The sequence below is a fragment of the Salipiger pallidus genome (assembly GCF_014643635.1).
Taxonomy (GTDB): Bacteria; Pseudomonadota; Alphaproteobacteria; order Rhodobacterales; family Rhodobacteraceae; genus Salipiger; species Salipiger pallidus.
On sequence record NZ_BMJV01000002.1, the window covers coordinates 389,196 to 402,690 of the forward strand.

Sequence of the window (13,495 nt, forward strand, 5' to 3'; positions counted from 1 at the left end):
GTGCAGAGACTTCTGCGGGCCGGGGCTCCGTGTCTCCATGAAAGAGGACCCCGTTGCACCGGCAGGTATGCCTGCGGTGCCGGGAGCAACAGCCTATGTATGACGAAGATTTCGGGGGGCCGTACGTCCCGCCCGAGCGGACGCGCGCGACTCGCATGTTCCCCGCCCGATCGCGGGCGAGTGCACGAGGGTTTCTGGTCGCGAAACTGCGTGCTCAGGCCGCTTGGCGGCAGCTGATCTTCGAGAGCCACCTTGAGCGCAAGTGCCTCCTGGTGCTGCTCTCCCAGCATGCGGTCGTCGATATCTGGGATCAGCCGCCGCAGGTCACCTATAGAAACCAAGATGGGAAGCTGAAGCCACACACCTTCGATTTCCTGGCCACGTTGGACGACGGCAAAAGGATCGCGATTGCCGTCAAACCGGATGGGCTGGTCGAACGAAATGGTTTCGACCGTGAGTTCGCGCTGATCAGGGCGCAGACCGCGAAGCAATTCGCGGACGATGCACTGCTCGTAACGGATAGTAGCTTCTCCGCGGCCGAAGTGCGCAACGCGGAGCTGCTGCACATGTTTCGACAGGTCGAGGATGCCGAAGCAGATGCGGCGGTTCAGCAGGTGCTCCGTGGCATGAACCGCGAAATGTCTCTGGGGCAGGTTGTTGCCGCGACCTGTCTGGAGGGGAGGGCATTCCGCGCAGGCTTCAAGGCGATCTTCAACGGGGCCGCCATGACGAACCTGTCCGTTCCTGTGACCGAGGCCAGCATGCTCTCGATGCCGGAGGTGCACTGATGGCAGTCAGGCTACGGATCAGTAAATCAGATGCGCTGGTCGTGGGCGGCACCGTGCATGTGGTCTGCGGCGTCTTGGATAGCACGCTGGAACTGCGTCCATTGGACGGCAGTTCGGATTTGCTCTGCTTCAGCCATGCCGATGTCAAACGCATGATCGATGAGGGCAAGGCGTCCATTGAGTACGGCTATTTTTCCGGTGCGCAAGCCGCGCGCCGCGCCTTGGCGAGCAGCGCGCTCATCAGCCGGATGGACGCAGCCGAAAAAGCCGAGATCTTCCGCAAGCAGCTCTATGTCGATTGCTTTCTCGAAGCGGAGGCGAATGGCGAGGTAAACCGCTCCAATGACCCCTGCGTCGCATTCCTCCCTCAGTTGGAAAAACGTGTCGAGGCCAAGATATTGGAGCAGATACGCCATGGTGGGGATGGGGCGGAGCTGGGGAAACTTCTCTCCAAGAAGCATCCCGGTCGCACGGCCCTAATGGCTTCGGTGCGACTTTGGCAGGAAACACGTGATCCCATGTGCTTCGTCAAGAAGAGCCGGTTTAACGGGGGTAATGCCAAGCGGGTCTCGTCTCAGGTCGAGAGTGCCATACAGGCTGCGATCAAGACATACCTGCATCCGGGCCGGCTCAACATCCCGCACATCGCGGATGAGGCAAATCGAATTATTCGTGACTTGAACAAGTCGCTTGCTCTGAGTGACCAGCTTCCGGAGCGGGAGACTTGCCAGAGTACGGTGCGACGACGCATCGCCGAACTCGACCAGTTTGAAACCTGCGCGGCTCGGGAAGGAGTAGCGAAGGCCAAGAACAAGTTGGGACCTTACGGTCAGGGTCTTGAGATCGAAGCGCCCTTGCAGCGCATCGAAATGGACGAGTGGCAGATCGACCTCATCGCCATGCTGGAAGAAGCCGGGATCGATGTCAGCGAGCCGAAGTTTGACGAACTTCGGACAGGGCGCTTCTGGGTCTGCGTCGCAATCGATGCCGCGACGAGGGTGATCTTGGCCATCAAGATGGCGAGAATGCCGAGCCACGAGACCGCACTGGCGACCCTATGGTTGGCCATGCGGAACAAGAGCGAGATATCCAAACAGCTGGGGTGCAAGACAGAGTGGAGCCAGCACGGCCACATTTTCAACGTGGTGGTGGATAACGGAGCTTCCTTCGTCAACCCGGAGTTCAAGGCGGCGCTCGCAGACCTCGGGATCGGGTATGAAGTGCTGCCAGCAGGTGTGCCCAAGCTGCGGGGACGCGTTGAACGCGTCTTCCGGACATTCGTGACGATGCTCATGCCACTCCTGACGGGCAGAACGTTTAGCAATCCGCAGGAGCGCGGCGACTACCCGTCTGACAAGTACGTGGTGCATACCGCGGACAGCATTGTGGAACTTATGGTGCGCTTCGTCGTCGATGCCTACCACCATCGTGCGCATCGTGGCTTGGAATACGCGACACCCGCCGACACCTGGAACCGATTGATGGCGCTCTACGGGCATAGCCCGGCAAAATCACCTCATGTTCTCCGCCATTTCCTCGGTATCCCGCAGAAGCGTCAGCTTGGTCGTCACGGCGTCCTTGTCTGTGGCATAGCCTACACGAGCCGCAAGCTCGCCGCCTTTTTCCAGCGGAGGGGGGCGCAGCAGATCGATCTTCGCATCGACCCTGAGGACATGGGGTACGTCTCTGCCTGGTTCGATGATGCATGGCACACAATTCCGGCTGGATTGCCGAATGCGCGTGGAACTTCGCTCGCCGTTTGGGAGGCGACCATCCGCGAATTGCGGCGGTCGAACAAGGCTGCCGCACGCCTCCATATCGAGGTCGTCGATGCCGCCCTTGAGCGCATCAAGCAGATCGATGATCACCAACGCGCGTGGCGCCAGATTGGCCCGCTGACCGTGTCTGCAAAAGACATTCGCAGGGCGGAGCACGAAAGCTTCTATGGCCTGAGTTTCGGGGTCGTCCCCGGCGAGGTCATCGAGAAACCGGCGGCCGCGGGGACGGCAAGCCTGACCAGCTCGCTCTCGGACATTACTGCGTCAAAGGGGGCAAGCATCGAGGGGGAGCCCACGGTCGACCACTCTTCCGACCAGGTCCAACTGCCGAATGATCCCGAAATCGAATGGAGATTCAGTGATGAAGACGAACAAGAGTAGTCCTGAGGTCCGGCAGATCATTCAGGACATTCGGGGCGCCTACGTCCCGACCATGGCCTACGACCGCCTCGATGAGTATTTCGACCAGTTGCTCGAACAGAGGCGCGCGGACCTCGCTGAGGGCATTGTGTCCGACCTCAGGGGCATCGTCCTCGTCGGTCGCTCAGGGGCGGGCAAGACGACGGCAATTCAGGAGCTGAGGCGGCGTTACCGGAAAAGATTGGTGTACGACAACCTGGACGGCGTGAATGAGATGATCAGCCTCAAAGTGCCTTCGCCGGCCACGATGAAGTTCGTCGCGACGGCTGCGCTGCACGCGGCGGGCTATCCGCTCGTCCGCGATCGGTCAGCGGCTGTTATCTGGGGTCTCGTGAAGCAGCAGTTCAAGTTGCGGAAGACCCTCTTCATGCACATGGACGAGGCGCAGGACTTGGCCCAGCACCAGACCGACAAGGAGCGGCAGGCCATCGTCAATACGCTCAAGTCCCTGATGGAGAACAGTCAGTGGCCCGTCGGACTGCTTCTGACCGGAATGCCCGGCCTCAAGTCGATCATCAATCAGGACGCGCAGCTGGCACGCCGCATGTATCCGATCGAGATCGAACGCCTGTCGCCATATGCTGGGCAGGATCAGGTCCTTGGCCTTGTGGCGCGTTACTGCGACAGGGCGAAGGTGCAGCGTGATGACGATGTCAGGGCGGCGGAGTTCGCGTCACGCCTCATGCTGGCGGCGGACTACGAGTTTGGGTTGCTCGCTCAGTTCATCGTAGAGGCGCTGACGCGTGCTCTCCGGTCCGACGGCCTGGAGGCATGTCTGTCCAGGCGGCATTTCGCGGAGGTCTATCACATGCGAACTGCCTTCGGCCCGGGACTGAACCCGTTTCTCGCCGAGGATTTCCACCGGATTGATCCGCGCCGGTGTTTCGATGACGGGGGCGACGATGTCTGAGGACGACATGCACAATGTGCGGCTGGCGCTGACCGTTTCTCCGCTCAACGGGGAAACTCCCGCAAGCATCGGCTCCCGGCTCGCCGCCCGAAATGGCGTCAGGCCGCGAGACCTATGTTCCGACATGGGAATGCGGTGGCCGTTTCTTTGTTCCGGCCACCCGGACCAGCTTGCTCTGCTCGCCGACGTCGGGGGCCTTGAGTTGCCTCATCTTGAGCTTTGGAGCGCACAGCAGGTTCGGACCGGTCACTACCGGGTCGGTCGCACCAAGAGCAGCACGGGCGTGTTCCGGCGCACGTCCAGCCGGGTCTGCCCGACATGCACAGAAGAGGCTCTTGCGGAAATGGGACGGTATGGGGCGCATCAGCTGCTCGAGTGGAATGTCCTGTGCCTTTCCGGGTGCGCGCGCCACAAAACGGCTCTTCTGGACCTGCCGCGTGCTGCAACCTCGCACGAAACCTATGATGTCGTGGCCCAGGTCGATCTCCACCGCGATCTGGTGAAGCAGGCCGCGGATCGGCAGCAGGTATATGAGGCGACCGAGTTCGAAACCTACGCCCGCGGCAGGATTTACGGGGCGCCGCAGGCTGACTGGCTCAGCGGCTTGGAGCTCACTCATCTCCACGGGGCCTGTATGACGCTGGGTGCGGCCATCTGCGGCGCGCCTTTGCAGCATTTCTCATCGTACGGTCAGGCTCAGGAGCGCGAGTTTTGCGTCGAGGGGCTGCGGGTTCTTTCCGCCGGTTCGGAGAGCCTCCTTCGCTGCATGGAGGAGCTCAAAGCGCGCTCCCGCTCGCGCCGGCCGTATTATTCGACTGACCTCGGCGCGTTCTACCATTGGCTCCGCGCTGCACACGAGCGCCCGGAGCTGCAACGCCTGGTCGCCTGCGTCCACGCCTTCGCGGTGCGCAGCTACACGATGAAGCCCAACAGGCGCGTGTTGGGCAGGCCGGTGCCCGGTGTCCAGCGAATGTCATTTGATTCAGCGCGCAGGCAAACCGGCCTCGGGGTCGCGCTGTTGAAGCGGCTGATCGGTCACGTCGATGGTCTTTCCGATACAGAGACCGAAGCCCTGACGGAAACGACGCCGGAGCAGCTCGACAGGGCGCTCGAATTCTGGGGTGGGTTGCGAAACCTCAAAACCACGGCTGCTGCGCTGAACGTTTTGCCGACGCAGGTGAAGGGGCTGATCGACAAGGGAGTTCTGCGGTCGATCAGGTTCGGCACTGCGCTGCGCTATGTCTACGCTGAAGATGTGGGCCTGATCTTGGCAGAGGTGGCTGCACTGCATGAAGTGCCGGGTGTCGGGACCTATCTCTTGCTTCGAGATCATTGTCGAAACCATCGTATTGGTTTGGTACGCCTGATCACGCTCTGGCGGGAGGGAAAAATTGAGGGGCTCGCCCGTGTGGCAGACGTGACAGGACTCCAGGCGATCCTCGTTCCGTAAGAGGTTGAAGTCGGCGCGGGTGACGTCCCGCTCGCGCTGCGCGATCTGACGCCGCTTGAGGCCGCAGCCTACTTGAAGATCGGGGTTGGGGCCATTCGGGCGCTTCGGGATGCTGGATATCTTGGCCACGCGAAGTGTGTGAACGCCGACACCAATCACCGACACACCCTGATCACCAGGACCAGCATTCGGGACTTCGAGGCGCGGTTTCTTACACTAGGGCAGCTCGCCAAGGCGTCGAAGGTAGCCCCGATCCATTTGGCGCGAAGGCTGGATAGGGAAGGGGTCCCGACAGTTAGCTGCGGCGGGCGACATGTTCGCGCCTACGAACGATCGCAGGTCGCCGCGCATGGGGCACTCATTAGGAGCGCGAGCTATGGATGATGACATCGAACGCCTGAGGAGCTTGCTCTTGGCCATGAGCGAGGTGGACGTGGAGGGTGTGAAGTATCGTGAGCTACGAGCGCAGTTGATTTCCGAACTCGTTCGGATGCGGGCAGAACAAGACCTGCTCGAACGGTTGCGGTCAGTTCAAGATCAGGTTGAGCGTATAGGCGCCCGCGACCCCGACTTTAATTTGAAGGACTTCATGGATGCTGGTTGGGAGTAGCAGGTGGAGGATGTTCGTAGAGATTTGACGACAGCAGTGCGCAATCGCCACTTTCGGACCCCTGCAAGGTCGTCGCTCATAGCCTAGCTAAGTACTGCGGCGCAGCTTCCGAGTTGCCAAGGTTCTCAAAGCGTGCAGAATCTCGTTGATCCGAAAAGCCACCCTCGGGAAAGTATCGACTTTCGCGACATTCATGCTGACAGTTCGGTTGGATAGGGGTTGGCATATGCTGTTGCGTTGATCTGTGGTTCATTGTGAGACGAGAGTGAAAATGAATTCTAAGAAAGGCCGCGATAACGAGAAGACCGTGCCGATATTGCTTCGATACGGCACCCCGCGTCGCAACGAGCCATCCATGCCTGGCCGCTATTGCAATGAGCATGAGATGTGGATGGTCCCGACGAACGCGGGTGAACGCCACGCGATAGATATGCCCAACTCTCAGCTTTCACTGGTGACTAAGACGCTAACGCATACCGAGCAGGATGATGAGTCGTTCTCCACGACCAACATGCTGCAAACCAAGACTGAGGCCGAGCTGGAGCGGGAAGACCAAGCTTTGGGCGCATTGGTTGCGTCACTTCAAACAAAAACTGATGCGGGACGGGAAGCCGATGACACGGCTGAAATGCTTGTTTGAGCATTCTGGCGGCGTTCTGCTCGCGACGAACAAGAAGGACATTACGACCGACTACCTCGTGCGCGAGATGCGCAATCGTGGCGTGCCTTTCCTTCGGGTAAACACCGAGGACTTGCCCGAAACGATCATCACCTTCGCGGAGGACGCGACGCTGAATGGAACGATCTCGATCCGCGGTGTCGCTCACCCACTCACCGGGTTTGCAGCAGCTTACTACAGACGCCCGGAACTGCCTGAGCCAAAAACGATCGAAGGCGGCGACGCGCGTGCGTACGCGGTGCACGAATGGAGCGCCACGACGCGTAGCCTTTGGAACGCGTTGGAGGGACGCTGGTTAAACTCTCCCTTCGCCATACTGCGTGCGGAGGACAAGCCTCGCCAGCTTTCTGTAGCCCGCGCGTGCGGCCTCCCAGTTCCGCCAACCGTCATCGGAAACGACTTCGACGCTGCGCGCGGCCTTTTGGAACGGCATCAATGCGTGATCAAGCCACTGCGTCGCGCCTTGGTTGACGCACCTAACGGTCCTGGGCAGGTTATCTTCACCTCGGAGCTTGCCAGTCTAAGCGAGGGTGATCGTGCGGCATTTGAGGCCGTCCCAGTAATCGTTCAGTCGCTGGTTCCCAAGCGTCGCGATCTCCGCGTCACCGTCGTGGATCAAGTTGCAATCGCGGTCGCAATTCACTCTCAAGAGCACGAAGAGACCCAGGTCGATTGGCGTCGAGGTGCACGGACGGACCTTGTCCACGAGCGCATCGCTCTCCCAACCGCAGTCGCGAACGCTTGTGTGGCGGTGGTTCGGAGGCTCGGTCTGCGCTTCGCAGCCGTGGACCTGGTCGAAGATTGCGACGGAAAATTTTGGTTTCTCGAGGCCAACCCGAACGGGCAGTGGGCTTGGTTGGAGCAGGTTGAAGGAGTGTCGATCGCGTCGGCACTTGTTGACGCGTTGGTCAAATGAGTGAGCCCCGTAAGCTTAGATGGGTAATTGGAGCCATCCTGAATATGCTCTTCCCTCATGCATCAGGGGAGGTAGCCAAGCCACCGGAGAGGGTCGTTACAGCTGAGTTGCTTGTGAAGGATGCCGGGTTGGCGATGGAGATGGCAATCAGTTTGCATGACGCAGAGGTTCGGCGACGGCAGAGCGCGGATACTAAGGCAGCGTTGTATCTAGCTTTCCTCGCGGCAGTGATTCCCGTGATTGGAGCTTTAAGTCCAACCGTATCTGACAGTTTCCGAAACCCAGTGCTGGCCATCGATGTTGTGCTCTTCGCCATCGTTTTGGTCTACGTTCTAATGGCAGGCTGGTACGCTGCGCGCGCGACCGCGCCGAGCGTGGTTAATTCGATCGGGGAAGCCGATCTATCAGATGTATTCAGTGAGAAAGATATCCGAGCGGCCACAGCTATTAAATTAATTGACGCTACGAGGCTAAATTACCCGCTCAACAATAAGAAGATTACCTATGTTCGCTTGACGCAGGCGCATATTTTTCGCGCATTCCTCGCAATAATGCTGATCGTCGCTGTGGATTGGGGGGGCGATGTCGCTGCCGCAATCTTCGAGGAAGCGCAGGGGACAGGCAGCGTTCCTGAAAAGTCTGTTTGCTTCGTAACAGAGCTAACATCTTCGAGCGGAAGCGGTGCCCTCAGATATCGTCTTGCAGAAGTTGACTACGCCCGTCCTTGCTTACCGCTTTCAATGGGGGCTGACGATAATGAATAAATACATCCATAAAAATAACCGAAGCCAGCCTTCGATACGCCGGTGTGGTTCATTTCTGGATCAACTTTGCGTCCTGACTGATGCGTCGCATGCCGCCGGATTGGCTGTTCATATCATTATTTCAATTCGCTAATTTTCGCGCCGCTTCAGCCTGATCCTTCACCACCTGCATCAGCGGGAGGATCTGGTCCAAATGGTCCGCCAACGGGTGCTTGTCGCGAAGTTTCCGATCCAAAGTTCCGCTATACTTGAAGCCTGGTCCGATGCCGGATGACTGATACGAAGCGAACTCTCCTAGGTACTTCTGCAGCTCTTCAGTCGGCACCTTCCAAAGCATATCTTCAAACTGTGATCCGGAAATTATACAAACCTCGATTCTGTCCTGTGGTTCAACGTGCTTTGGTGTGCCTGCGCGGCTATTATTGATTTCGTTTGCTTCCCTCAGACACTCTGCGATGAAGACATGATTGTGGTCGGCCCATTCTTCTAGCGTAATTAGTGCCCCAGTGAGGTTGTTGTCGGGTTCGTACTCCGCGCCGTCCTTGTTGACATTGCCTTCTCGCAAGTCTCTCGCGAATAGCCATAGCTGCACGATGCCGTCAGAAATATCACGTACTTGCTCGAGGTGGTCTCTTACCGGCCGAGGGGAGAGTCGAATATCTATCTTCATCTTTTTGGATTTGCATTCCCCGATAATCTTGATCACTCCGTCATGGGAAATCATGACATCGGAGCTGTGTTTTTTAGTGCCTGCTGGGCCGTATTGAAAGTCGCCCTCCGCGCTCCATGGTGCAGATAATGTTGCTGCGGCTAAAGTTACACAGAACTTTTCAAAGCGATTATCCATTTCTCCTTTCGCTTCGAAAGCATCTTTTCGAAGGCTTCGAGGAGTCTCTTTAGAAGTCGCCCCCATTATGTCGAAATAAACAAAATAGGTGGCCCTGTAGATCAAGAGTTCTGGGAACGGACACATGAGGACAGGTTTGAGTGCATCTCCAACGTTAAACAGCGGGAAGTCGTAGATGCGGTTTTGTCTGAAATCTACGCGATCCTTGAAAAGTCCCGGTATGCTCTTCTCTTGTTTGGAAGCGGCCTTTGGTGTCCGAGATGTAATCTTAAAGTACGTATTGAAGTCGCGCTTTGTGACGCCAATAGACGAAAAGTAATCAAAGTTCTTAAAGTAAGGTGAGCTTTGAAAGTGTTTGGATAGTACGAAACTGATAGTGAAAAACTTCTCCGCACTTATCCCGTGTCTTTTGTTGAAGACATACTTTGCGCGCGGACCAAAGTTGATGAATGAGCTTCGTATCATTGAGCGTACATGGTCATGGCCTTGTTGCCATATTACCTGTTGCCACAGAATGCGTGGTATCATCTCAAGGACACCGTCAGTGTCTTCACCAATTCCGTCCAAAGATTGATAGTTTGCGATATGTTTGAACTGATTAAGTAATCCGGAGATTGTGCGCCAGTCTCTCATGTTCAGGGTTTTGGGTAGCAGGCTGCTGTCAGTGAGGTTGTCATACGCCTCAAGGTATATCGAAAGTAGGCCGATGGCTTCCCATGGAAGAATGATGAACCTGTCAGTTTTTCGCATTTCAGCTATATTTGGGGGAATATCTATTACCCTATTTGCGAGCCTAACGTCACCTCTCCAGAATGTATAGAGCCCCCAAATTGCTAGCAAGAAGTTCTCTGATGGAGCGTGCCGGAGATATTCTTTCAGGACAGTCAGATCAGTTTTCAGCATGGGTAACAAGTACAACAAAGGGGCGGATTAATTTCCAAGCATGCCGGCTTCTGCTGGAAGAGGAAAGGGGCCGTTCCGAGGAACGACCCCCTCTTGGCCTCACAGCCCGAAGAACCTCAACAGCCAGGCAAGACCGAAAAGGTCTAGCTGCGCGTGCATTCGGTACTCCGAACCACTCGTCCTGGCCTCGAGAATGAAAGTTGCTCGCATTAGCGCGCCTCCACCATCCCGTGTGCGCTAGCCCTGATAGGAGCCGCTATGCGCACATTAAGCCATCGCCGGAATCCCCCTTTGGGTAGAGTGGGGCGCGTCCGACAACGCGACTCTGCCGGGGCCCCTTACAGGGGCGTTACAGGTAAGTTGGCGTGCTCTCAGCGAAACTTCAATACCCCGTAGCGACAAATAGTCGGTTAGTCAGGAGCGCAGTTTGCAATTAATGTGTTCGGTGTCTGTAGTGATCGTCAGACTTCTTGCTCTGAAAGGTGATTTTGGCCGCTATAATGAAATTCTAGGTGAGTGCAGACTGTGACGTGCCAAGCCTAAGTGAAACTTTCGGTGGCCATCAGGTTTCTCGGTAAGGGTCGGATTTCTGAGCCAAGATGAACCAAAGGATGACCCCGATCACGAAACCCATGATGGACTAACATGCGGTGGTAGAGAAGAGCGTGACTGCCAAAACTGCTTTGCGAGGTGATCGGCAATGTCGTCGAGCCTCTGATGGAGCTGGAGGTCGGCGCCAAGAGTAGCATCAATTCCATGATCAGCCGGTCTCGGGGCCGTCCTCGTTGACAATGTAGATTGGGCTGCAGGCATGTGTCACGCTCACCCCAATCGGCTCGTCGGATAACGGTGTGTGTTGGGTCAGAAATGCTTGGCATTTGGGTCGGAAATGCTTGGCAGAGCAGGGGTGAGCGACCAAGGTTTTAAGGCTATCCCCGTCGCCGAGAGTCGCTCTAGCAAGACATTCGACATTCAAAAGGCCTCGACGCGAAAGCGTCGGGGCCTTTTCATTTCGCAATGTGGGGTTCCTGGAAAGACCGACTTTCATGTCAGATGCCTGCCCCCGCAGACGGAACGTCCAGAACACGGAGTGGCGTTGCCAGTAGAGCCCGCGATGGTAAGGTCAGGACATTCCTGCCTCTGCTTGATCTCGGACGTCTCACCTAGCCAAGCAGCCTCGCTGCTATCCCCGCAAATACCTTTCCTTAACTGTCGCTGACCGTGCCGTATGCCGCGTTCGAGCCGGCATCGTCCGTGCTGTTCCGACCAGCGGAGGGGGCCACGCAAACCGGAAGAACGACTCACGAGTCTGCGCCCGCCGGATCGAAAAGCTGCTGGCCGAGCTGCGCGGCCATCGAAGCAGCCGTTCGCTGCGCTCGCGAATCCTTGCGATAGTCTAAGGTCCGCACCGCGGAACAAAGCTGCCGTTCATTGGTCGAACCTGAAGGTCAGCTCTGCTCTGAGTTTACGGCAAGCTCGGTGCGCTTGACTGGATCATTGAGCCGCCACTCAGCGTTTTTTCCGAGAGAGTCGCGGCTCTATATCTTCATTCTCGAGGCTGCCGATCAGCCAGGGTTGCGTTCTTCGGAGCTTGGTGCTTCGGCCAAGGCAAACTGCAACTCAATCTTGGCAGGCTGTTCCGGCTCGCCCTCCCAGTGATGGTAGACTTCCCTGCTCTCGCCGGACAAGGCGAGACCCTTCTCGGCGATCGTCGCGAGAAGTGGTGCATAACCCTCGATGAAAATCTTCGACAGAGGCCCCTCGAACATGGTGGCGGCCACACGCCGCGAAGGCAGCGGGTCAATGTCAGGCATAGCAGAGGCGGCCTGGCTTTCGACGGGTCTGCAGATTTCCCAGTCGAACAATGAATGCGGGTCGTGCGGGAGGCCATGAAACACAAAGATCCACGGTCCAGCTGACTTGAGTTCCTTGGTTGCGATGGCCTTGTCGATTTCGGGCCCAAGATCAGCGGCTGCACTCGCAACGTCTGCGATCCTCAATCGCCTCTGACGCTTGATGACCTGAAGGTCTGGAACGGTCTTGATTTCGACGGACATGGTTGATCCTTTCACGAGAGGGATTTGCGCCTAGTTGGTGGAAGAAAAGAGGGGAGCGTTGCCCCCGAGAGGCAGGACTTTGTGACTCCTGCCACCAATGCCGGTTATTCGGTACTCTTCAGTTCTCTGCTCAAAGCGGACACGATATCAGTTGTCTGAACGCGATCGTCCCAGCACGCCGATGTTCTCCATCCACTGCCTGACCTCACCCGGCCATTCGCGCGTGATCGGATCTGCTGTAGGTCGCATTCCGAAGGCATGCCCGCCCGTGGCGTAAAGGCGCATATCGACGGGCACCCCGGCCTCGTTCAGCGTTAGCGCGTAGGCCATGAGCTGCCGGACATCGTCGACCTGGACGTTCTTCGCGTGAATGATGAGCGTGGGCGGCGCCTCCGTGCTTATCTTTACCCAAGGCTGTAGGCCCAGATTGCTCTTGCCCTTGCTGTTGTCCAGAACTCGCGCGTTATACGCCACGATGGCAAAGTCGGGCCGGGGGGGGGACGGTCGGCTGCGTCGGTCAGCCGGTAGGTCCCCTCGACGGTATTGCTCATATCGATGACGAGATAGGCGCCGGCAGAAAATCCGATCGCGCCGATCTTGTGCGGATCGATGCCGTAGGTCGGGGCGCGTTCCCGCAGCAGGCTGATCGCGCGCTGTGCGTGTTCCAGCCCCAGCAGCACCTCCGGTCGTTTGTGCTGACCGTCTTCGCGTGGCCATACTTGCGGCGTCCGGTATTCCAGCATGGCGCAGGTCATGCCCTGACGGACGACCCAGTCGCAGATTTCCGTGCCTTCGAGATCGGTCGCCACCGCATAGAAGCCGCCGCCCGGGATCACCAGCATGGACGCACCGGTGTTGCGCCCCTTTGGTTTGTTGATCGTCATGGTCGGCCGGGTGACGTAGGTCGCCCAATGCCATTTGCGCCCAGCGACGAGCGGCGACCCATTACCGGTGTATTCTGGATGATCGCCGCTATCCGGTTTCGCCAACGGAACCTCCGAAGGCCACAGCGGCACCTGCGTGCCGCCCTCAGTCGGTTGCCAGACGCCCTCCTTTTCTACTTTCGGGACAGCGGCCCTGCTGGACGTGTCCTGACCCGCTTGGCCACAAGCCGAACTCGCGACGCCGAGGGATAGGAAAAGAGAAGTTAGCAAAGTTAGAAAGGGTGACATGTTTGGTCTCAACCTTAGGAGGTAACCGGATCAGGAAATCAGGATTGACGAGAGCGACGATGCATCGGCGGAGCAATGGCCGCCGTCAAATGGATGCCATACTGACGCCGCGCTGGCGCGCAATTTCCTCGCTTCAGTCTCACAAGCTTAATTCTTCAAAACCGACATTCGCGCCCTGTGCAGCATCGGTCAAGTTGGGCT

The 13,495-nt window shown here is 57.7% G+C and carries 12 protein-coding genes; 8 read left to right on the plus strand and 4 right to left on the minus strand.

Features of this window, described 5'->3' with window-relative positions; all coding sequences use genetic code 11:
* Positions 1-95 precede the first annotated feature (95 nt).
* The 8 genes from IEX41_RS07620 (at position 96) to IEX41_RS07655 (ending at position 8,315) form a co-directional block, all read left to right on the plus strand.
* Positions 96-788, plus strand: coding sequence for a TnsA endonuclease N-terminal domain-containing protein (locus IEX41_RS07620; protein ID WP_188789623.1), 693 nt, complete (start codon positions 96-98; stop codon positions 786-788).
* A complete protein-coding gene (locus IEX41_RS07625; RefSeq protein WP_188789624.1) occupies positions 788-2,947 on the plus strand; it encodes a TnsB C-terminal domain-containing protein in 2,160 nt (719 codons plus the stop codon). The genes IEX41_RS07620 and IEX41_RS07625 overlap by 1 nt, the downstream gene beginning before the upstream one ends.
* Positions 2,928-3,896 carry an ATP-binding protein gene (locus IEX41_RS07630; RefSeq protein ID WP_188789625.1) on the plus strand — a complete coding sequence of 323 codons (969 nt, stop codon included), beginning with the start codon at positions 2,928-2,930 and terminating at the stop codon, positions 3,894-3,896. The genes IEX41_RS07625 and IEX41_RS07630 overlap by 20 nt, the downstream gene beginning before the upstream one ends.
* On the plus strand, positions 3,889-5,346 hold the full coding sequence (locus tag IEX41_RS07635) for a TniQ family protein (protein ID WP_188789626.1): 1,458 nt from the start codon (positions 3,889-3,891) through the stop codon (positions 5,344-5,346). Before IEX41_RS07630 ends, IEX41_RS07635 begins: the two co-directional genes overlap by 8 nt.
* A 376-nt stretch (positions 5,347-5,722) precedes the next feature.
* Positions 5,723-5,956, plus strand: coding sequence for a hypothetical protein (locus IEX41_RS07640; protein WP_188789627.1), 234 nt, complete (start codon positions 5,723-5,725; stop codon positions 5,954-5,956).
* A gap of 271 nt (positions 5,957-6,227) precedes the next feature.
* Positions 6,228-6,596, plus strand: a complete 369-nt coding sequence (locus tag IEX41_RS07645) for a hypothetical protein (RefSeq protein WP_188789628.1) — start codon at positions 6,228-6,230, stop codon at positions 6,594-6,596.
* Positions 6,571-7,551: an MvdC/MvdD family ATP grasp protein gene (locus IEX41_RS07650; RefSeq protein WP_229673004.1), complete on the plus strand. Its 981-nt coding sequence runs from the start codon at positions 6,571-6,573 to the stop codon at positions 7,549-7,551. The genes IEX41_RS07645 and IEX41_RS07650 overlap by 26 nt, the downstream gene beginning before the upstream one ends.
* Positions 7,552-7,685: 134 nt before the next feature.
* On the plus strand, positions 7,686-8,315 hold the full coding sequence (locus tag IEX41_RS07655; protein WP_188789629.1) for a hypothetical protein: 630 nt from the start codon (positions 7,686-7,688) through the stop codon (positions 8,313-8,315).
* 121 nt (positions 8,316-8,436) lie between these two features.
* Here the strand turns inward: IEX41_RS07655 and IEX41_RS07660 are convergent, their stop codons facing one another.
* The 4 genes from IEX41_RS07660 to IEX41_RS21485 form a co-directional block, all read right to left on the minus strand.
* Positions 8,437-9,912, minus strand: a complete 1,476-nt coding sequence (locus tag IEX41_RS07660; RefSeq protein WP_188789630.1) for a hypothetical protein — start codon at positions 9,910-9,912, stop codon at positions 8,437-8,439.
* 1,718 nt (positions 9,913-11,630) lie between these two features.
* Positions 11,631-12,122 (minus strand): GyrI-like domain-containing protein, encoded by a 492-nt coding sequence (locus IEX41_RS07665; RefSeq protein WP_188789631.1) that lies wholly within the window; start codon positions 12,120-12,122, stop codon positions 11,631-11,633.
* Positions 12,123-12,269: 147 nt separating this feature from the next.
* Complete coding sequence (locus IEX41_RS21480; protein WP_229673006.1) at positions 12,270-12,452, minus strand: alpha/beta hydrolase family protein; 183 nt, start codon at positions 12,450-12,452, stop codon at positions 12,270-12,272.
* A gap of 74 nt (positions 12,453-12,526) precedes the next feature.
* Positions 12,527-13,111, minus strand: a complete 585-nt coding sequence (locus IEX41_RS21485) for an alpha/beta hydrolase (RefSeq protein ID WP_229673008.1) — start codon at positions 13,109-13,111, stop codon at positions 12,527-12,529.
* Positions 13,112-13,495 lie beyond the last annotated feature (384 nt).